17 protein-coding genes are annotated in these 19802 nt (G+C 41.7%); 8 read left to right on the top strand and 9 right to left on the bottom strand.

Features of this window, described 5'->3' with window-relative positions:
• Nucleotides 1-119 precede the first annotated feature (119 nt).
• Both H5115_RS08570 and H5115_RS08565 read left to right on the top strand, forming a co-directional pair.
• On the top strand, nt 120-536 hold the full coding sequence (locus H5115_RS08570) for a MerC domain-containing protein (protein WP_138540492.1): 417 nt from the start codon (nt 120-122) through the stop codon (nt 534-536).
• 143 nt (nt 537-679) lie between these two features.
• Nucleotides 680-1516 (top strand): alpha/beta hydrolase, encoded by an 837-nt coding sequence (locus H5115_RS08565; protein WP_182754768.1) that lies wholly within the window; start codon nt 680-682, stop codon nt 1514-1516.
• Between the two features lie 21 nt (nt 1517-1537).
• On the opposite strand, the gene H5115_RS08560 is transcribed toward H5115_RS08565, so the two are convergent.
• The 9 genes from H5115_RS08560 to H5115_RS08520 all read right to left on the bottom strand — a co-directional run bounded on the left by H5115_RS08560 (nt 1538) and on the right by H5115_RS08520 (nt 8452).
• Nucleotides 1538-2440, bottom strand: a complete 903-nt coding sequence (locus H5115_RS08560) for a homocysteine S-methyltransferase family protein (RefSeq protein ID WP_182754766.1) — start codon at nt 2438-2440, stop codon at nt 1538-1540.
• A 168-nt stretch (nt 2441-2608) separates the two neighbouring features.
• Complete coding sequence (locus H5115_RS08555) at nt 2609-2857, bottom strand: DUF3297 family protein (protein ID WP_002963088.1); 249 nt, start codon at nt 2855-2857, stop codon at nt 2609-2611.
• Between the two features lie 231 nt (nt 2858-3088).
• Nucleotides 3089-3298, bottom strand: coding sequence for a cold-shock protein (locus H5115_RS08550; RefSeq protein WP_007580429.1), 210 nt, complete (start codon nt 3296-3298; stop codon nt 3089-3091).
• A gap of 187 nt (nt 3299-3485) precedes the next feature.
• Nucleotides 3486-3695, bottom strand: coding sequence for a cold-shock protein (locus tag H5115_RS08545; RefSeq protein ID WP_007580429.1), 210 nt, complete (start codon nt 3693-3695; stop codon nt 3486-3488).
• A 185-nt stretch (nt 3696-3880) separates the two neighbouring features.
• On the bottom strand, nt 3881-4090 hold the full coding sequence (locus H5115_RS08540) for a cold-shock protein (protein ID WP_024595869.1): 210 nt from the start codon (nt 4088-4090) through the stop codon (nt 3881-3883).
• A 425-nt stretch (nt 4091-4515) separates the two neighbouring features.
• The gene (locus H5115_RS08535) at nt 4516-5520 is read right to left on the bottom strand and encodes a YeiH family protein (RefSeq protein ID WP_182754764.1); all 1005 of its coding nucleotides are present in this window, start codon (nt 5518-5520) and stop codon (nt 4516-4518) included.
• Nucleotides 5520-6515 carry a TauD/TfdA family dioxygenase gene (locus H5115_RS08530; protein ID WP_182672127.1) on the bottom strand — a complete coding sequence of 332 codons (996 nt, stop codon included), beginning with the start codon at nt 6513-6515 and terminating at the stop codon, nt 5520-5522. Before H5115_RS08530 ends, H5115_RS08535 begins: the two co-directional genes overlap by 1 nt.
• A 9-nt stretch (nt 6516-6524) precedes the next feature.
• On the bottom strand, nt 6525-7487 hold the full coding sequence (locus tag H5115_RS08525; protein WP_182674530.1) for an aldo/keto reductase: 963 nt from the start codon (nt 7485-7487) through the stop codon (nt 6525-6527).
• A gap of 215 nt (nt 7488-7702) precedes the next feature.
• On the bottom strand, nt 7703-8452 hold the full coding sequence (locus tag H5115_RS08520) for a GntR family transcriptional regulator (RefSeq protein WP_138489840.1): 750 nt from the start codon (nt 8450-8452) through the stop codon (nt 7703-7705).
• A gap of 180 nt (nt 8453-8632) precedes the next feature.
• On the opposite strand from H5115_RS08520, the gene H5115_RS08515 reads away from it, so the two are divergent.
• The 6 genes from H5115_RS08515 (at nt 8633) to H5115_RS08490 (ending at nt 19668) form a co-directional block, all read left to right on the top strand.
• Nucleotides 8633-9400: a TSUP family transporter gene (locus H5115_RS08515; RefSeq protein ID WP_310736285.1), complete on the top strand. Its 768-nt coding sequence runs from the start codon at nt 8633-8635 to the stop codon at nt 9398-9400.
• Nucleotides 9401-9507: 107 nt separating this feature from the next.
• Complete coding sequence (locus tag H5115_RS08510; RefSeq protein ID WP_182754762.1) at nt 9508-11568, top strand: alpha-xylosidase; 2061 nt, start codon at nt 9508-9510, stop codon at nt 11566-11568.
• A gap of 102 nt (nt 11569-11670) precedes the next feature.
• Nucleotides 11671-13410, top strand: a complete 1740-nt coding sequence (locus H5115_RS08505; RefSeq protein WP_182754760.1) for a solute:sodium symporter family transporter — start codon at nt 11671-11673, stop codon at nt 13408-13410.
• Between the two features lie 215 nt (nt 13411-13625).
• On the top strand, nt 13626-16067 hold the full coding sequence (locus tag H5115_RS08500) for a TonB-dependent receptor (protein ID WP_182754758.1): 2442 nt from the start codon (nt 13626-13628) through the stop codon (nt 16065-16067).
• Between the two features lie 209 nt (nt 16068-16276).
• Nucleotides 16277-17866, top strand: a complete 1590-nt coding sequence (locus tag H5115_RS08495; RefSeq protein WP_039486975.1) for an alkaline phosphatase — start codon at nt 16277-16279, stop codon at nt 17864-17866.
• Nucleotides 17867-17877: 11 nt separating this feature from the next.
• A complete protein-coding gene (locus tag H5115_RS08490) occupies nt 17878-19668 on the top strand; it encodes an alkaline phosphatase (protein ID WP_182754756.1) in 1791 nt (596 codons plus the stop codon).
• Nucleotides 19669-19802: the final 134 nt, after the last annotated feature.

Here is a 19802-nt window from a genome sequence, read left to right as displayed (position 1 = left end):
TATTATATCAATTATGCGAGAAATGTTATAATGTATCAATAGTAATTAACTGTTGTTACTAAAATGTCTCCTTAAAGGTAACGCTTTTGAGTAGAGGCACTAATTTAGTAGAGGAAATAATGAAGTCGAGTCAAAGTGTTATGGATCGTATGGCGATTGGGTTATCGTTAATGTGTACAGTACATTGTTTTGCAACCCCGGTTATTTTAGCGCTATTGCCAAGCTTTGCTGTACTGCAAATAGATAGTGAACAATTTCATTTATGGATTCTTGCAGCGGTATTACCCACCAGTTTATTAGCATTGAGCTTAGGCTGTAAAAAGCATAAGCGTAAACGTTATATGGCCTGCGGCGTTATTGGACTGTCTTTTATGATATGTGCGGTATTACTAGGGCATGAAATAGCCGAAAAAGCGCTAACCTTAATAGGCTCAGCGTTTATTGCTGTGGCTCATTGGTTTAATTACCAACAATGCCTTAAACAAAATGATGATAATTGCCCGTGTTCAGGCGATGAATCTGATCAGGTAGCTTAGCGGTGTTAGTGCTACAAACAACTAACGTGTAGCACTGCCTTTCAAAGCTCGGAGTTTAAATTTTTAATAGCCTAAAGCTAAAAGTGAGTTAAAGTAATCATCTAATATTGGTTTATTACGCTTGGCTTAGGTTAATTAATTTAATGAATACTGCTTTAAAATCCCTGCTGTTACTTTGCGCTTTAATGTGTTTTAAATTAAGCGCAAATACCCCGTACCAAATCCCTAGAAGCAGCGTTATTGAGCTCACTGAGCCCGTGACCAATCGGGTATACCCTGTTTTTATTCAGCTTCCTAAGTCATATAAAAAGCACCCTGAAAAAATATATCCAGTTATTTATTTAACCGATGCGCCGTATACGTTTCCTATTGTGGCAGGTGCTACACGGTTTCCTATGAATAGCGGTAAAATGCAGGAGGCTATTATTGTGGCCATTAGCTATGAAAAAGGCTCTAAAGGGTCTAATAGCCGTATTAGAGACTACACACCAAATAAGGCTAAAAGCTGGAAAAAACAAACCGGTAACGCTCAAAACCATGCGCTGTTTTTAAAAAATACGGTACTGCCATTTATACAAAGTAACTACCGAGCAAGTAGCACACATAAAACCTATATAGGTAACTCTTTAGGTGGGTTATTTGGCGCCACTATTTTATTTACGATGCCCGACTTATTTAACAATTATATTATTGGCAGCCCATCAGTTTGGTTTAATAACAATGTAATTTTAGCGCTACAAGCACATAAACCTAAATTGCCTACAAAGGTTTATATATCTGTGGGAGCAAAGGAAACGCCAAGCTTTGGTGAAGGGCAAAATATGGTGGAAGGGGCAAAGCAATTAACGCAAAAAATTAATGAACTTAGCAGTGACAATATTGAATTAAAAAGCGTTGTTATTGAAGGGGCGAGCCATGCAACCGCTTTTCCTACTACAGCAATTCAAGGGCTTGATTGGGTAACAACAAATAAGCCCTAATATTTAAAAAGTCCTAAAAGCTTAAGCGCTTTCGAGATCTTGTTTCCAGTTTGCCAGCACTTCAATAAACTCTGGGCCAATACCACAGCAGCCGCCGATAATGCTTGCGCCCTGGCTGTGCCACTTTTTAGCAAAGTCTAAGTATTCTGAAGGTGAAATATCGCGATACGCTTGTGAGCCTTCGTTGGCTTTGTAATCGCGTGCTATAGGTGTAAAGCCATTAGCAAACGCCCCTAAAACAATACTTTTATTTTGCTTGGCTAATACTGCGTTGGTATCGCTAAAGGCTTGCTCTATAACTTCAGGTATTGAACAGTTAAAGAAAATACCAGCAACATTTTGTTGAAGCAAAGCCGTTACTGCGTCACTTACCAGCTCATCAGAGCGAAGTTTAGCTTGCTCGCTTACCACATCATTTAAGGTAAATGCGTAATAACATGGCTTGTTTGAGCCTTTAAGTACGCTTGCCATAACGCGTGCTTCTTCAATGCTCGATATGGTTTCGCCAATCCATAAATCTACATACTCGTCTTGCGCTTTATATAACGTATCTAAAATAGTAAATGCGCGCTCGCTTTCAAATAGTTCAGGGTGGTAAGAGCCAAATGCTGGTGGTAATGAACCTGCTACTGATACACTTTGTTTAGCGTTTTGAGCTACTTCTTTAGCAATAAGCGCCGCTTGCTCTGCGAGTAATGCACCTTGGTTTTCGTAGCGTTCTTCACCTAAATGAAAGGGCACACAGGCATAACTATTAACCGTAATTATTTCAGCGCCTGCATCTATAAAGCCTTGATGGGCTCGTGCTACAAAGTGTGGGGCTTCTATAAGTGCTTGTGCACTCCAAAGTGGCTGTGAGAACGGTGCGCCAATGCGCTTAAGTTCACGTCCCATGCCGCCATCTAAAATTGTTACCTTTTTCACTTATGGACTTCTATATGTCTAAATAATATGGCGCTATTCAAACATATTTTTTAAAAAATCATAATGAAACTTCATCAGGTTGGGCATGAAAAAAGCTCAACCTATTAAAAAGGCACAAAAAAAGCGACTACCCAATATGGTGTCGCTTTTTTAGTAAGTAGTATTAGCTTACTTATAAAAGGCTTCAACAGTGCCTTTTCTTGTAAGTAAAAGTGGTTGTCCGCGACGATCAAGGCCTTTTGGAGATGCAAACTTTATCCAACCTTCGCTGATGCAGTATTCTTCAACATCAAAACGCTCTTTGCCGTTGAACGTGATACCAATATCGTGTTCAAAAACTTCTTCCACATGATGTGGGCTACGTGGATTAATAGAAAGGCGATCTGGTAAAGCAGGTTTTGCGGTAGTGTCGTTCATGGTCATATTCTATATTGAATGAAGTATGCGCTATTGTAGGCAATACAACGCTTTCGCTCAAGAGAGATAGTAGTAAATGTGTTTAAAAATGCACTAATTAATGAGTTGCGGATACAAATGAGATGGCGCTTGGAAAATATGTATAGAAGGGGATTTTGACGATATTTGACTAAAAATTATATAGATAAGTATATTAATGGGCTATTGCTAACCCATTAAATTGTGTAGCAGTTAGATGCTAACAATGTTCTCGGCTTGTGGGCCTTTTTGACCTTGTGTAACAGTAAACTGTACACGTTGGCCTTCAGCTAAAGTTTTGAAACCGTCGCCAGAGATTGCGCTAAAATGTGCAAAAACGTCTGCGCCAGATTCTTGCTCGATGAAACCAAAACCTTTTGCTTCGTTAAACCATTTTACTGAACCAGTAGTTGTATTAGACATAATATGTATCCTAAAAAATTAATATAAGTGTGCCTGAAAAGAGGCGATTGAGCCGGAAAAAATAGTTAACTTGAGGATATCGCGTGGGATTATTACTAAAACAACTCGGTACTAACAAATAAAACAAAACTTCTTTCAAACTAGTATTCAAAATGGGCTATCGCTAACCCATTAAATTGTGTAGCAATTAGATGCTAACAATGTTCTCGGCTTGTGGGCCTTTTTGACCTTGAGTAACAGTAAACTGTACACGTTGGCCTTCAGCTAAAGTTTTAAAACCGTCGCCAGAGATCGCGCTGAAATGTGCAAAAACGTCTGCGCCAGATTCTTGCTCGATAAAACCAAAACCTTTTGCTTCGTTAAACCATTTTACTGAACCAGTAGTTGTATTAGACATAATATGTATCCTAAAAAATTAATATAAGTGTGCCTGAAAAGAGGCGATTGAGCCGGAAAAAATAGTTAACTTGAGGATATCGCGTAGGATTATTACTAAAACAACTCGGTACTAACAAATAAAACAAAACTTCTTTCAAACTAGTATTCAAAATGGGTTATTGCTAACCCATTTAACGAAAGCAATTAGATGCTAACGATGTTTTCAGCTTGTGGGCCTTTTTGACCTTGAGTAACAGTAAACTGTACACGTTGGCCTTCAGCTAAAGTTTTGAAACCGTCGCCAGAGATTGCGCTGAAATGTGCGAAAACATCAGGACCAGATTCTTGCTCGATGAAACCAAAACCTTTTGCTTCGTTGAAAAATTTAACTGTACCAGTTGTAGTTGTAGACATAATAGTATCCTAAGGATTAATAAAAGTGTGCCTTAAATTAGGCAATTTAACAGGAAGAAAACATACATTTAACTGAGGATAACGCGAAGGATTATTACTAAAACAACGTGGTACTTACAAATAAATAGGGTTTTCTGTCAACCCGATGCGAGGCAGGATAACAGTAAATTAAAGTATATACCAAGCCCTATTGTAAATTTATTTTAGAGTAAGTACTTTATTTGTTTGTTGTTTTTTTAACTAATTAGTTATGATTAAGATGATATTTTATACTTTTAAAATAAAGGTAAGCTTTGTTTAATCAATACGTTAAGCCTGTTTTTGTGCGTAGTTTTAAAGTAGGCAAAACACAGCTTTTAATTGGTTAAAACATGACCTAATTACCTACTAAATTTTTTTAGATATACCCTAAATAATGTAATTCTTTAGCTCCAAATTACAAATCCAAGTATTAATAACGCAATCCAAAGTGTTTCAGCCACAATTAAAATAATGGGTTTCATACCTACTTCGGTTAGTTTTCCTAAATTAGTTTTCATACCTATGGCTGAAATAGCCGCAATTAAAAAGAACTGCGAAAGTTCGTTAGCGGTTTCAAGTACTATTGTAGGGGGTGAAAAGCAGCTATTTATTACCATAAGTATTACAAAGCCAATTAAAAAACCAGGTACTTTAGGTAGCTCTCCGTGTTTTTCTTTATTTGAGTGATTAATAACAACCATCATAATAAGCACAACGGGTAGTAGCATAGCAACACGAACGAGCTTAGTTAGGGTTGCTATATCGCCTGTCTCGGGTGATACCGAATAACCTGCACCCACTACCTGGGCTACATCATGTATTGTGCCACCTAAAAATACGCCTGCATTATGGGCGTCAAACTCAAGATAATTAACCACAATAGGGTAGAGGATCATAGCGAGAGTCGACATAGCTGTTACGCCAATAACGGTTAATAGGGTATCGCGTTCTTTATGTTCGCTGTTTGGCATAATAGACGAGATAGCCAGCGCAGCAGACGCTCCACAAATAGCAACCGAGCCACCTGTTAGTGCACCAAAGCGTTTTTGTAAGCCAAATACGCGCGCTAGCACTACACCTAAAATAATAGTGGTAAATATGGCGCCCGCTAACATAAGTGCTGTTTGCCAACCCAGTGTTACTAAATCTCCCAGTGCTATGCGTGTGCCTAGCAGTACTATACCGACGCGCAAAACCGTGGTACCAGTAAAGTCGATACCTTTGGCGCAAGGGCTATCGCTTTGATACAAAAATGAGACTGCCATACCCAGTAACAAAGCAAACAGCATGGCTGGCGCGCCGTAATGCTCACTCAAGAATAAAGCGGCAAGGCCAGTCATTGCAGCAATGCTGGCGCCTTGCCATAAAGGTGATATTTTACTGCTTAATTTACCACTTAAGCGCTGCATTACGCTTTAGCTGCGGTAAGTGCTACTAACACTTGGCGTTTACGTTCACCTGTAAAAGGGCGACGACCATGCATAGCCATTTCGTTATCAACTAAAGCAACGTCACCGTCTTGCCATGCAAGATCAAAGGTAAATACTTTAGAAAGCTCAACAATTTTATCAAGTCCTGCTTTAGGTATTGCACTACCATCGCCAAAAGTAATGGCGATTGATGGATTTTCGCGTACACCTTTCCAGCCCATGTAAGCGGCAATCAGTTGGTTATAAAAAACCTGTACGTTATTTTCAAGAGTTACTACAGCAGGCAGTACCGGTGTAACGGCTTTTAGCGAGCCGTCTTCAAGCCATTCCCACTCGTAACCAAGTTCGGTTAATTTATTATGTGCTTCGTCTTTGGTTTCTACACTTAGCGTACTTTTCCAGCTTCGGCCTTGGCCTGATGTTGCGTCGTCAGCGGCTGGCATATAGGTGGTATATTTTAGGCCTTTGTGTTCAAAGTCATGGGCAAGCTTGCTGTCGTATTCTTTTAACGCACTAAATAATTTATCTGATCGGCAAAGAGGTGTAGCACCGCCTTCTTCAGCGGCCGATTTACAAAAAAAGAACAACTTACTTGGCGAAATAGGCGTTTGCGCCATTTCGTGATGCAAGTATATTTCTACATCTTTTGGCGCTTCGTTAGCTGTAAATACACGTTCGGTAAAATTAATTCGTACCGCGTTAGACAGTGACTCTTTATAGGTAAAGTTTGTGTAGTCAAACCCGGCTGAAAAAGTATCAAAGGTTTCGGCACTATTTATAGGAAAGCCGCGAAACAACACAGCACCTGAGCTGCGAAGTTTTTTAGCCAATTCACTTTTATTTGCGCGAATGAAAGCTACCGCTTCTTCAACGGTGCTGGCGTTATTGTTATTAACCACAATGCACGGAAAAACCGAGTCATCAAACGTTAATTGAGTTGGCACTGAGGCGTAGTTAATTTCGGTAGCTGACATTTTATTATCCTAATCGTAAATTGGGTGAAAACGGTTAAAGGCAGCTTCACAAAAGTGCCCAGGGTCGTTAAACCGGCGATTACTGTTAAGCGCAGAAATCTGCGCCATTTCTTGCTCTGTTAATTCAAAATCAAACAGTGCGAGATTTTCTTTCATGCGTTCAAGTTTTGAGGTTTTTGGAATAATGGCAGTGCCGCGTTGCACGCCCCAGCGAAGAACTACTTGTGCTGGCGTTTTGCCATGATTGCGTGCAGCCGCTTTAACAACACTTTGCTCAAGAACTGATTCAGCTTTATCAGCCATTTCTAGCTCAAGGTATGAAAGCGCACCCAGTGGTGAAAACGCAGTAACCGGAATATCGTACTGCTTTGCGAGTCTTACTAATCGCTCTTGCGTTAAATAAGGGTGCGACTCAATTTGCAACATAGCGGGTTTGATATTTGCGTAGGTCATTAAATCGTGAAGCAGTGCGCTTGAGTAATTACATACCCCAATGCGTTTTGCTTTGTTGTTGTGTACTTGTTCTTCCATTGCTTGCCACGTTAAATACAATGGTACTTTTGAAAGCTCCATTTGTGGGTTTTGCGCCGTAGGGTCAACAAACCACTCTGGTGGATAGCGGGTTTCTATTGGCACAAATGTTTGCGCAATCGGAAAATGAATTAGGTATAAGTCTAGGTAATCTAGCTTTAAATCACTCAGTGTTTTATCAATCGCGAGGCCAACATGCTCTGGTGCATGAAAGGTATTCCACAGTTTTGATGTTACCCATAATTCTTCACGGGTACATAAGCCATCGTTTATTGCTTGGGCGATGCCATCGCCTACTTGCTCTTCGTTACCGTAGTCTGATGCGCAATCAAGATGGCGGTAACCCGCCTTAATGGCTTGGTATACCGTTTGTGCACAATCTTCTTGCGCGACTTTCCATAAACCGAACCCTACTGGAGGGATATTATTTAATGAACTCATTGGGAATTCCTGTTAAAAATACATAATGACTTAGGTCTTGTATAAGACATAAGTTATTATACGAATCAAACAGTGTCAATACTGTGTTAACAGCAAAGCAGTAAATGGTTCAGTTAAAAAACCTACAGGCAGCAAAAAGGCAGCGTTTGCTGCCTTTAAAAAATATTTAATTATTATGCGCTAAAGTGGGTTTTTAGCACTAAACACGCTTTTAGTTAATCAAGTTCAATTTGATAGTGGTAATGATCGCTACGGCATTTGCTTTGGCGATATTCAATACGTTTACCTTCGATTGATTCGGTAATGCGTGATACCAACAGCAGTGGATCGCCAGCTTTTATAGCAAGCATTTTGGCATCATCCATTGTAGCAAGTACGGCTTTAATACTGTCTTGGGTTTTGTGTACAGTTTGGTTAAATTTGGTTTGATAGTAATGGTACAATGTATGCGGAATATCACTACTTTGATGTATATCAGGAAAGTAGCTTTGTGGTAGGTATATAGTTTCGCTCATGCAAAATTCGTTATCAAGAATACGCCTACGAACAAGCTTGGTAACTTTGTCTTTTTTATTGAGTTGTAACGCTTCTATTACTTCAACTGGCGCTGCACAAAGCTCAACCGATAGCAGTTCAGCCTTTGGCAAATCGGCACCTTTACCGTCTGCTTGTAACGGAAAAAACCTAAATAAGGCATCTTGCGCAGTATGCTCTGATACAAACGTACCAACGCCTTGGCGACGAGTTACTATTTTATTGTCGGTTAATAAGTTTAGTGCTTTACGAACTGTACCTTGGCTTACGTTAAATTCTTCAGCAAGGCGAAATTCGCTTGGTAATGCTTCGCCAGGTACCCAACGTCTTTCAACAATGAGCTGTTTAATATAATCAGCCACTTGTAAGTAAAGTGGTTGAAAAGCCAAGCTTGGGCCACTTAATTTGTGATCAAACATAGAGTTACTCATTATTATTTACCATTAAATTTAATCCACCTGTAGTTATAGCATAGGTGAAACCTTTTACGCATATTTGCGCTAGCTCAATTAAACGTGAACTACTGCTGTAATGTTGAATAGGCGCAAAATATACATTATGCCTAAAAACAAATCGTTACACTACAATAGCTCACCCTTAGGAAATTAAAAGTGCTCAGTATTTCTTTTGAACTCATTTTGCTTATGGCGCTGTGCCTAAGCCTTGCCACTGTAATGCAAACTCTTAGCGGGTTTGGCTTTGGGTTACTGGTGGTTGCAAGCTTTACGTTGCTTGATGTATTGCCACTTACGGCAACTACATTTTTGGTGAGTTTGCTGGGGTTAGTTAATTCAACAACCGTGGTCGTTAAAAACCGCAGTTCGGTAAAAGTACCCGAGCTAAAACTTATGTTGTATACCGGTATTCCACTAATGCTGTTAGGTTTTGTGCTACTTGAGTATATGTCGTCGCATTTAACACACTATTTAAATTTTGCTTTAGGTGTAAGCATTTTGCTTTGCTGCGCTTTAATGCTGATTGGCCGCGAGCGTGCAAATAAACAAAGTCGTCCTCGTTCATTTTTAATAGCCGGTGGAGTAAGTGGGTTACTTGGTGGGTTGTTTTCAACCTCAGGGCCGCCGCTTGTGTTTCAGTGTTATAAGCAAAGTTGGTCTATTGAAGCTATTCGCAGTACGTTATTAGCGGTATTTACTATTGGTGGACTAGTACGTGTAGGTATCGCTTTATTTGGTACTTTGCCTGGGCTCGACATTATGTTTTTAATTGCAGCGGCTATTCCTTTAGTGTTGCTAGTTACGCATTTTGCTCGTAAATTAACGCCCTACGTTGACGCTAAATGGGTACGTATTATAGCAATTGCATTGCTTGGCCTAAGTGGTTTATCGCTGGTGGCAACATCGGCGCTGGGGATATTTTAAAAATCGCGACGTAAATAATTCATCTTGAGTTTATTTACGTTGACATGGGGATTACAATTATTTAACTTGTGTCTTATACAAGACTAATAATTGGTTAAGGAACTCCCATGAATGCATTTGAATTACGTGAGCCAGACTGGAACGCAATAGAGCCAGCACGCTTAACCGCACAGCCAAAGTTACAAGGTAATGTGCTGGTTTTGCCCACTCAGTTTGGTGATATTAGCGTAACGATTAGCCAGTTTGGCTTACGTTTAAATGCAGGCACCACGCATGACGAGCAATTTAAAATATTAACCACAACCCCATCAGAATACCCCCTAACACTTAGCAAAAACAATAATGATTACAGCGTAAGTGGTGGCGAATACCGGCTAGAATTTTACAGCGACCCTTTTCATTTCAAACTTTATAAAAACGATGAGCTAGTACAGCAATCAGCAACTGATGGTCACTTTGTACGCCAGCACCGTTTACCGCCACTGGCTAAAACCGATAACGGCTGGATTTTAAGCCTAGAGCTTAACTACGACGAAGCCGTGTATGGTCTTGGCGAAAAATGGGGCAAGCTTGATAAACGCGGCCAACTTATTCGTTCATACAACCACGATGCGCTAGGTGTTAACGCCGAAAAGTCTTATAAAAATACCCCGTATGCTTGGAGCCCAGAAGGCTGGAATTTGTTTGTACATACAGCCGCGCCTGTTACCCATGGTGTAGGTTATGCATTATGGTCGCAACGCGCATATGTATGTTTAGTTGAAGATGAGGCGCTAGATGTATTTTTATATCAAGAACAAACACCTGCCCAAAGCATCAACCGTTACTGCGAGCTAACAGGTTTTGCACCGGTACCACCGCAGTGGAGTTTTGGTGTTATTTTATCAAAAGCGTATTACAAAGATGCTGACGAATTACTTAGTGTAGCCCGCGAAGTACGCGCGAAAAACATGCCATGCGATGTAATTACCCTTGATGGCCGTGCATGGCAAGACACCGACACCCGCTTTGCATTTGAATGGGACCCAACACGCTACGCAGACCCAAAACCTGTGCTTGATGAACTAAAAGCGATGGATTTTAAAATTTGTGTGTGGGAATACCCCATGATCTCGGTAAACAACCCATTATTTGCTAAAGCGGCCGAAAACGGTTGGCTAATAAAAGACAAACGCACAGGTAAAGCGTATCAATACGAGTGGGATTTAAGCCCGTTTGGCGAAGTACTTACGCCACTGCCTGAGTCGGGTATTTTAGATTTTACGCACCCTGATGCTTACGAATATTGGCTCGAATCGCATAAGCCTTTGTTTGAGCTTGGCGTAGATATGATAAAAGCGGATTTTGGCGAGCAGCTAGAAGACGACAATATGATATCTCACAGTGGTGACAGCGGTATTAGGCTGCACAACGTTTACAGCATGTTGTACAACCGCTGCGTTTTTGAGGCCGCCGAAAAATACTGTAAAACTGGGCCATTTTTGTTCAGCCGTTCAGCATGGACGGGCAGCCAATGTTTTCCTGCACAGTGGGGCGGCGACCCGCAAGCCGATTGGCAGGGTTTAGCGGCAAGCATTCGTGGCAGTTTAGCGTGGGGTATGTCGGGTGGGCCATTTTTTGCAACCGACATTGGTGGTTTTTACAAAGACACCCGCGACGCAGAACTTTACGTGCGCTGGGCACAAGCTTCAGTATTTAGCGCACATATGCGCTTACACGGTATTGGTCCTCGCGAACCGTGGTCTTACACCGAGCAAGCAAGTGATGCGGTATTTGCAGCACTTAAATTACGCTACCAGTTAATTCCGTACTTACAAACATGTGCAGAGCAAGCGCAGCAAACAGGCTTGCCGGTTCAGCGTGCCATGGCATTGGCATTTCCTGATGATGTACTGGCGCATAGTTTTGATCAGCAATTTATGTGCGGTGAAAAATTACTGGTTGTGCCGTGTGTAGTACCAAACGGTAAAGTTAAGTTTTACTTACCGCAAGGTAATTGGATTCGCTTCCCCGATAAACAAGTTTACGAAGGGAGTAAGTACTACGAGCACACACTCGCACTTGAAGAAATGGCAGTATTTGTACGCGAAGGCGACAGCCTAATGCTTGGCCCAGAGGTTCAACACACAGAGCAAGACATGAGCCAATTAACAGCATGGCCTAAATAAAACTCGGCTTAATAAAAAACACACACAACACACATACAACACACAATAATAAAGATATTAGCTTACTTTTTACCGAGTAAAGTAAGCTAAAAGGGGCGCAAGATGGAAGGTATGAACATTACCATGACACTGCTATCGTGCTTGGCGTTTATGGCGCTGGTGGGATATATCTCGTACCAAAAAACCAAAGGGGAAGTTAACACCCAAGATGGCTACTTTTTAGCGGGTCGTGGGTTAACAGGTACATTTATAGCAGGGTCAATGATCCTCACTAACTTATCGGCCGAGCAACTAATTGGCCTTAATGGCTCAGCCTATGGTTACAACCTAAGCTCAATGGCGTGGGAAGTAACCGCAGGAGTATCAACCATTATTATGGCGTTGATCTTTTTGCCTCGTTATCTAGCGGGCGCGTTTTCTACCTTACCTGAATTTTTACGGGATCGTTTTGACGATACCGTACGACGCATGACGGTGATCTTATTTATGGTAGGGTATTGTTTTATAACGATCCCTTCTGTTTTGTACTCAGGATCAATTGCCGTACTTAGACTTTTTGATGTACCCACCTTATTAAATATGAGCTACCAAGCAAGCCTAATTGTGACCATTATTACAGTGGGCTCAGTTGGGGCTATTTATGCTGTATTTGGTGGTTTAAAGGCGGTTGCGGTCTCAGATACCATTAATGGTGTTGGGTTACTTATCATTGGTATTTTAGTGCCAACACTGGGCTTAATTGCATTGGGTGATGGTAGTTTTTCAGAAGGGTTAAGCACCCTAGTAAACACCGACACAGAAAAGCTCAATGCTATTGGTAGTAGCGATGATCCCGTGCCATTTGGCACTATTTTTACAGGGATGATCTTAGCTAATTTGTTTTATTGGGGCACTAATCAGTATGTGATCCAGCGCACATTGGGCGCTAAAAACTTAGTTGAAGGTCAAAAAGGGGTGTTGTTTTCAGGGTACTTTAAAGTGCTAGTACCGTTTATGATGATGATCCCTGGCGTTATTGCTTACCATCTTTATAAACACGAAAGCCTGCCAACTATCGATTTAGCTTACCCACATTTGGTAAAAGAAGTGCTTCCACAGTATTTATCTGGCTTCTTTTTGGCCGTATTGCTAGGTGCTGTATTTAGCTCATTTAATTCATTGCTCAACAGCGCGGCGACCTTATTTTGCTTAGATGTTTATAAGCCAATGAAAAAAAATAAGGTAACAGACAGCCAACTTATAAAAGTAGCCAAAATTACCAGTATTGTTATTGCCATATTGTCGTTTATAACTGCGCCATTATTGATGTTTGCACCTGAAGGTTTATGGCACATTATTCGTGTGTTTACAGGCTTTTACAACATTCCGGTCATCACAATTGTATTGGTTGGTTTGTTTACTCGAAAAGTGCCTGCGCTGGGCGCTAAAGTCGCGATTATATTCCATATTATTGCCTACACCTTGCTTAAATTTGTATGGGATGTAGACATTAACTTTATTCATATTTACGCCATTTTATTCTTAATTGAATTGGCAATAATGTTGGGTATTGGTTACTACAAACCCCTTAAAACACCATGGCAATTTACACGCAAAGCCGAGGTAGACCTTAATCCTTGGAAATACGCATTACCTTGCGCAATTGTATTAGTAGGCTTGATTGTTAGCTTGTATATATTGTTTTCGCCGCTCGGATTGGTTGGTGGAACCAGTGTGTTCTTTGTACCAAGTTTAGTTGCTGTTTGGTCTACTGTTTTAGTGCTTAGCTGGTGGAGTGTACGTCGTTGGCAGGTTCGTTACGAAAATAGCTTAGCGCATATTGGGATTCCAAAGGCCGTATAACATGCGGCTGATTCCTCATTACTTAATTTAAAATTACATTTTATTCACATAATGATTGCATTAGTAAGATAGTTTGTTTAAATTTAAAGCTCTTATATAAGATATAAGATGTAAGAGCTTTAAGGAAAGTATCACACACTGACACCGCTTTTTAGCAACCCACACAATTGCTAGCGCGGTACCACACAGCACACACGCACAATATGGAGAATGACATGAGAGCTAAAAAGTCCGTCTTAAGCTTGGCAGTCACGTTAGCAATGACAACCGGTTTAGCATTAAGCACGCAGGTACATGCGCAGCAAGAGCAAACCGAACAAGAACAAGAACAACAAAAAACAGAAACAGCTAAAAACGATACATTTGAAAAAATAGTCGTTACTTCACAAAAAAGAACGCAAAGCTTAAACGAAGTACCTGTTGCGGTATCGGTACTTAATAGCGATCAAATTAATTCAGCTTTTGCTAATAACATGGAAGGCTTACAGTCACTTGTTCCTTCGGTTAGCTTTAGAAAAGGCACCACAACACGCAACTCAGCGCTAACAGTGCGCGGTATTGGTACTATTTCATTTAGTATTGCTGCCGAGCCAAGTGTGGCAACTGTTGTTGATGGTGTGGTACTTGGCCGCTCGGGTCAAGCATTTGCTGATTTATACGACGTAGACCGCATTGAAGTATTACGCGGGCCACAAGGTACGTTATTTGGCAAAAACGCCTCAGCAGGTGTGGTAAATATTACCACTAAAGATCCGTCGTACGACACAACCGGCAGCGTAGAAACTTCGTTTTATCAAGATAACGAATACCGTTTTAAAGGCGTTATAAGCGGCGGTTTAACCGACGATTTAGCGGCAAGCCTAACGGTATTTAAAGGCAAGTTTGACGGTTACATTGATAACGTTTACAACAACGAAAAAGTAAATGGTTACGACCGTGAAGGTGCACGTGCTGTATTTAAATACGAGCCAGAGGACGACTTAAGCGTAAAGTTTATAGCTGAGTTTTACAACGCAGATGATGACTGTTGTGCCGACTTAGAAGCACTACCAAGTGGCCGTAATCCAGATTCAAAATCAGTACCAAATAGTAACGGTATTGTTGATGGCGTAGCCGATATTGATTTAGACCAACGCAGCGTTGATCACGATTACGAGTCGCGCACAATTGACGAACATAGCGCATTTTCGGTGCAAGTTGATAAAACAATTGGCGACTATACGTATACTTCAATTACTGCGCAGCGTTCATGGGATAACACAGAATACCGCGAAGGCGACTTTACCTCAATTGCTGGCGACAGCAGCGAGCCGGTATTTGGCGCGCCGTTTCAGTTACATGATATTGGTGCACAGCAATGGGATCAGTTTTCACAAGAGTTTAGAGTTACATCAAACCTAGCTGGGCCATTTAATTATGTTGCCGGCTTATTTTATTGGAACATGGATTCACAACGTAACTTTACCCGCGATGCAAGTTGTCAAAATAATGGTGGCCAGCTTGATAGCGCAATGGCTTTTTACGCGCAAAATAACTTATCGGGCGCTGAGCTTGATACAGCACTTGCTGACTTAGAAGGTTACACACAAAGCCTAGGCGTTAGCTGTAACGCAAACGATATTGTATCGGCCACTGCTTTTATGAGCACAGAATTTAATAACTGGGCAGCCTTTGCCGATGGTACCTACGATTTATCTGAAGATTTACGCGTTTTATTTGGTATTCGTTACACCGACGATGAAGTGTCTTACACGCATCGCCGTGTAAGTAACGATGTATATGGCCGCACCGGTGTAGGCGTGCGCCCAGCAACACTTAATACAGATGATGAAGGCAAAGCCGAAGAAACCAACGTATCGGGTCGTTTAGGTATGCAATACGATTTAGGCGATGGCCAAATGGTATACGGCACTTACTCGCAAGGTTACAAAGGCCCTGGTTTTAATATTTATTATAACTTTAATCCAGATAACGACAGCCGCGAAATAGCACCTGAAGAGTCAGACGCTTATGAAATAGGCTACAAATACGCAAGCCGCGAATTTGTATTTAACATGGCTCTTTTCAGAACCGAGATTGAAGGCTTTCAAGCTAACAATTTTGACTGTTCAGACGGCACCTGTATTACCCGCTTAACCAATGCGGGCGACGTAAGTACACAAGGTGTTGAAGTTGACTTTATGTGGGCTGCAACAGAGTCGCTAACGCTTACCGGTGGTGTTGCTTATATTAAAGCTGAAATTGACGAGTTTAATTGTCCGGCAGAGGTAGCCGCTGGCTCGTGTACTGACCGCTCAGGTTTAGATGTCCCATTTTCGCCAGATCTTAAATACTCACTAACGGCTGATTACTTTATTGAAACCGACCATGGTTTTAACGTACACATAAACAGCTCATACATTTACACCGATGGGCAATACTCAGACCTACCAGACAACGTAGGCGAATTTAATCCAGCTGCTTTATTACCAGATTACGGTATATTAAACGCAAGTGTGGGTTTATCGTTTAAAGATGACGCGTTTAGAGTATCGCTTATTGCTAAAAACTTAACCGACGAAAGCTACGTAACTACCTACAGTGGCGATAACTTCCGTTACCAAATACCGCGCGATGCAGAGCGCTACTTTGGGGTATCGTTTAAAGCACGTTTTTAATATTTAAATAATTCCCTCAATAATTTCCCTTAAAAGCGCAACGTTTAACGCGTTGCGCTTTTTTTGTGACTTATTTTTGTAATAGTTTAGTCATCTTACTTTCATCAAAATTACCTTTATCAGTCACATCTGTTTTCTATAGTGCAGCGGTTGATCTTTTTTGTGTTTACACATTTCAAAAAATAACCACTAAACAATGGGAATTACGGATGAAAATTAAAAAAGTCGCTGCGGCAATCGCGCTAACATTTGCGTTTAGCGCAGTTAGCCATGCTGATGTACTACCGCAAAGCCAAAAAGACAGCAGCTGGTATAGCGCTGCGCAAACTAAACTAACAACAAAAACAGCACAAGCGCAGGCTACACAAGCCACTAAAGCTAAAAACGTTATTTTATTTGTGGGCGATGGCATGGGTATATCTACTCTTACCGCCGCGCGTATTTTGCAAGGGCAGCGTAATAACCAATCTGGCGAAGAAGGTTATTTAAGCTTTGAAGAGTTCCCATACTCTGCACAAGTTAAAACGTATAACGTAGATGCGCAAACTCCCGATTCAGCAGGCACGATGACGGCTATTATTTCGGGTGTAAAAACCGATGTGGGCGTTATTGGTGTAGATGAAGACATTGAACGCGGCGTGTGTTCAACAGTGGCAGGTAACGAGCTAATTACCGCGACTGAATTGGCTGAAATTAAAGGGCTATCTACCGGTATTATTTCTACAGCACGTATTACGCATGCAACTCCTGCTGCCACGTATGCTAAATCGGCTGACCGTAACTGGGAAGACGTATCAGATATGCCAGAAGATGCCGTAACGGGTGGCTGTGAAGACATTGCATCGCAACTGGTTAACTTTGAAAAAAACCTAGAAGCACGATTTGTAGGGACCGACGTAGACGGCCTTGATTTTGTAATGGGGGGCGGTCGTCGTCACTTTTTACCAAAAGACGAAACAGCTAACTCAACAGATGCAGTAAGCGCTATAGAAGGCGACCGTACAGACGAGCGCAACCTAGTGACTGAGTGGCAAACACAATACCCTGATGCTACGTACGTGATGGATCAAACGGGCTTTGATGCAATAGCAGACGACGCCACTAAAGTATTTGGTTTATTTAACGAATCCCACATGCAGTACGAAGCTGACCGCGCAAACGATGTAGCGGGCGAGCCTTCACTTACCGATATGACCACTAAAGCAATTGAAGTGCTTGGTAAAAACGATAATGGATTTTTCTTAACGGTTGAGTCGGGTCGAATTGACCACGCGCACCACGCGGGTAATGCATACAACGCGCTGAACGACACCATTGAGTTTGCTAAAGCCGTGCAAGCAGCGGTAGATAACACCAACCCAGAAGAAACCCTTATTTTAGTAACCGCCGATCACAGCCATGTATTTACTATTGCAGGCTACCCTAAGCGTGGTAATCCAATTTTAGGTCAAGTAGTTGCAGTAGGCGAAACAACACCAAGCTTAGCCGCCGACGATATGCCGTACACCACAGTCGGTTACGCAAATGGTTTAGGCTTTAGAAACTTAGGCGACGAGACTGATGCTGATGCAAGCTACACAAGTGCTGCTGTTGCAGGGCGTGTTGAGCTAAATGGCGTTGATACAACAACCCCAGGTTTTCACCAAGAAGCAACCGTACCAATGGGCTCAGAAACACACGCAGGTGAAGACATATCTTTACATGCTAAAGGTCCTGGTGCTCAGCTAGCACAGGGCGTAATTGAACAAAACGTTGTATTTCATTTAATTAATCAAGCTCTTGAACTAACTCAGCAATAATGGCGGCTAACATGAACAAATTAACGGTACTTTCTTTGGCAGTAATGGTCGCGCTAGCAGGTTGCTCGAGTGACGATAACAAAAATGAAAACAATATTATCGCAGTAGATAACGCTATTGCAGTAGGCTCTGAGCAGTGTATTAATGGTGGTGTAGAGACGCAAGTAGGCGCAGATACCAATAATAACGACGTGCTAGATAGCGACGAAGTTAACTCAACTAATTTAGTGTGTAATGTACCTGCAACGTCGTTAACTACCGAGCAGTTAGCCTCGCTCACTAGCAATACGTGGTTTAGTGAAGCACAAACAAAATTAGGTGCAGCACAAGCAGCCAGTAACAACATTGTTACTGAATCAGGCAAAGCTAAAAACGTTATTTTATTTGTGGGCGATGGTATGGGTATTTCTACCATAACCGCAGCACGTATTTTAGCGGGTCAGTTAGAGGGCGAAATGGGTGAAGATCACCAGTTAAGCTTTGAAACTATGCCTTTTTCAGGCTTTGTAAAAACATACAACGTAGATGCGCAAACGCCAGATTCGGCAGGCACTATGACCGCAATGGCATCGGGCGTTAAAACCGATGCGGGCGTTATTGGTATTGATGAAGCGGTTGAACGTGGTAATTGTGCATCAGGCAAAGGGCACGAACTTGTTACCTCGTTAGAGCTTGCTGAAATTGCAGGCAAAGCAACAGGGATTATTTCTACAGCGCGTATTACTCACGCAACACCAGCTGCAACGTATGCTAAATCGGCAGAGCGTAACTGGGAAGATATCTCCGATATGCCAGAAAGTGCCGCAACGTGTGAAGACATTGCATCGCAACTGGTTAACTTTGAAGCCAACCTAGAAGCACGCTTTAGTGGTGTTGATGTAGACGGTATTGACGTAGTAATGGGCGGCGGTCGTCGTCACTTTTTACCAAAAGATGCCGCGTTTAATTCAGCCGATGCAGTAAGTGCTGTTGAAGGGGATCGTACAGATAACCGCGACTTAACCGCAGAGTGGAAAACGCAATATCCAAATGGCACGTACGTAATGGATCAAGCCGGTTTTGATGCAATAAGTGACGACGCCACTAAAGTGTTTGGCTTATTTAACGAGTCCCACATGCAATACGAAGCTGACCGCGCAAACGATGTTGCAGGCGAACCTTCGCTTTCACAAATGACCGAAAAAGCAATAAACGTACTTGATAACAACGAGCAAGGTTTTTTCTTAACGGTTGAGTCGGGTCGAATTGACCACGCGCATCATGCGGGTAACGCTTATAACGCGTTAAACGACACTATTGAACTTGCCAAAGCCGTTAAAGTGGCTATGGAAAACACTAACCCAGAAGAAACATTAATAGTTGTAACTGCCGATCACAGCCATGTATTTACCATTGCAGGTTACCCTAAACGCGGTAACCCAATTTTAGGTAAAGTGGTTGCAGTAGGCGCTACTGAGCCAAGCTTAGCTGCCGACGATATGCCTTATACAACGGTTGGTTACACCAATGGTGGTGGCTTTAGAAACTTAGGTAGCGAGACCGATGCCGATGCAGGTTATGCCTTTGCACCGGTTACAGGGCGTGTTGATTTAACAGATGTTGATACAACAACACCTGGTTTTCATCAAGAAGCACTTGTACCAATGGGCTCTGAAACACATGCCGGTGAAGACGTAGGCGTTTATGCAATGGGACCAGGTGCACACTTGGTAACAGGCACAAACGAGCAAAGCTTTTTGTTCCATGTAATGGACTTTGCCGCTGACTTTGTAAAAGCAGCAGACGAAAAACTAGCGCAATAAATACCGCCTAGTTATAAATTTAGTTAAATATATCTAAATAAAAAACCCCGCATACTGTGCGGGGTTTTTGTCATTAAACTGACATTTATAATCGTTATGTTATTGCCATAAACTTGAAATATAAATAAGAGATA

It is taken from the genome of Pseudoalteromonas sp. SR44-2, from assembly GCF_014163745.1.
Lineage (GTDB): Bacteria > Pseudomonadota > Gammaproteobacteria > Enterobacterales > Alteromonadaceae > Pseudoalteromonas > Pseudoalteromonas distincta.
The sequence above is the reverse complement of the archived record's forward strand: the minus strand, read 5'-3'. Positions and strand labels throughout refer to the sequence as shown.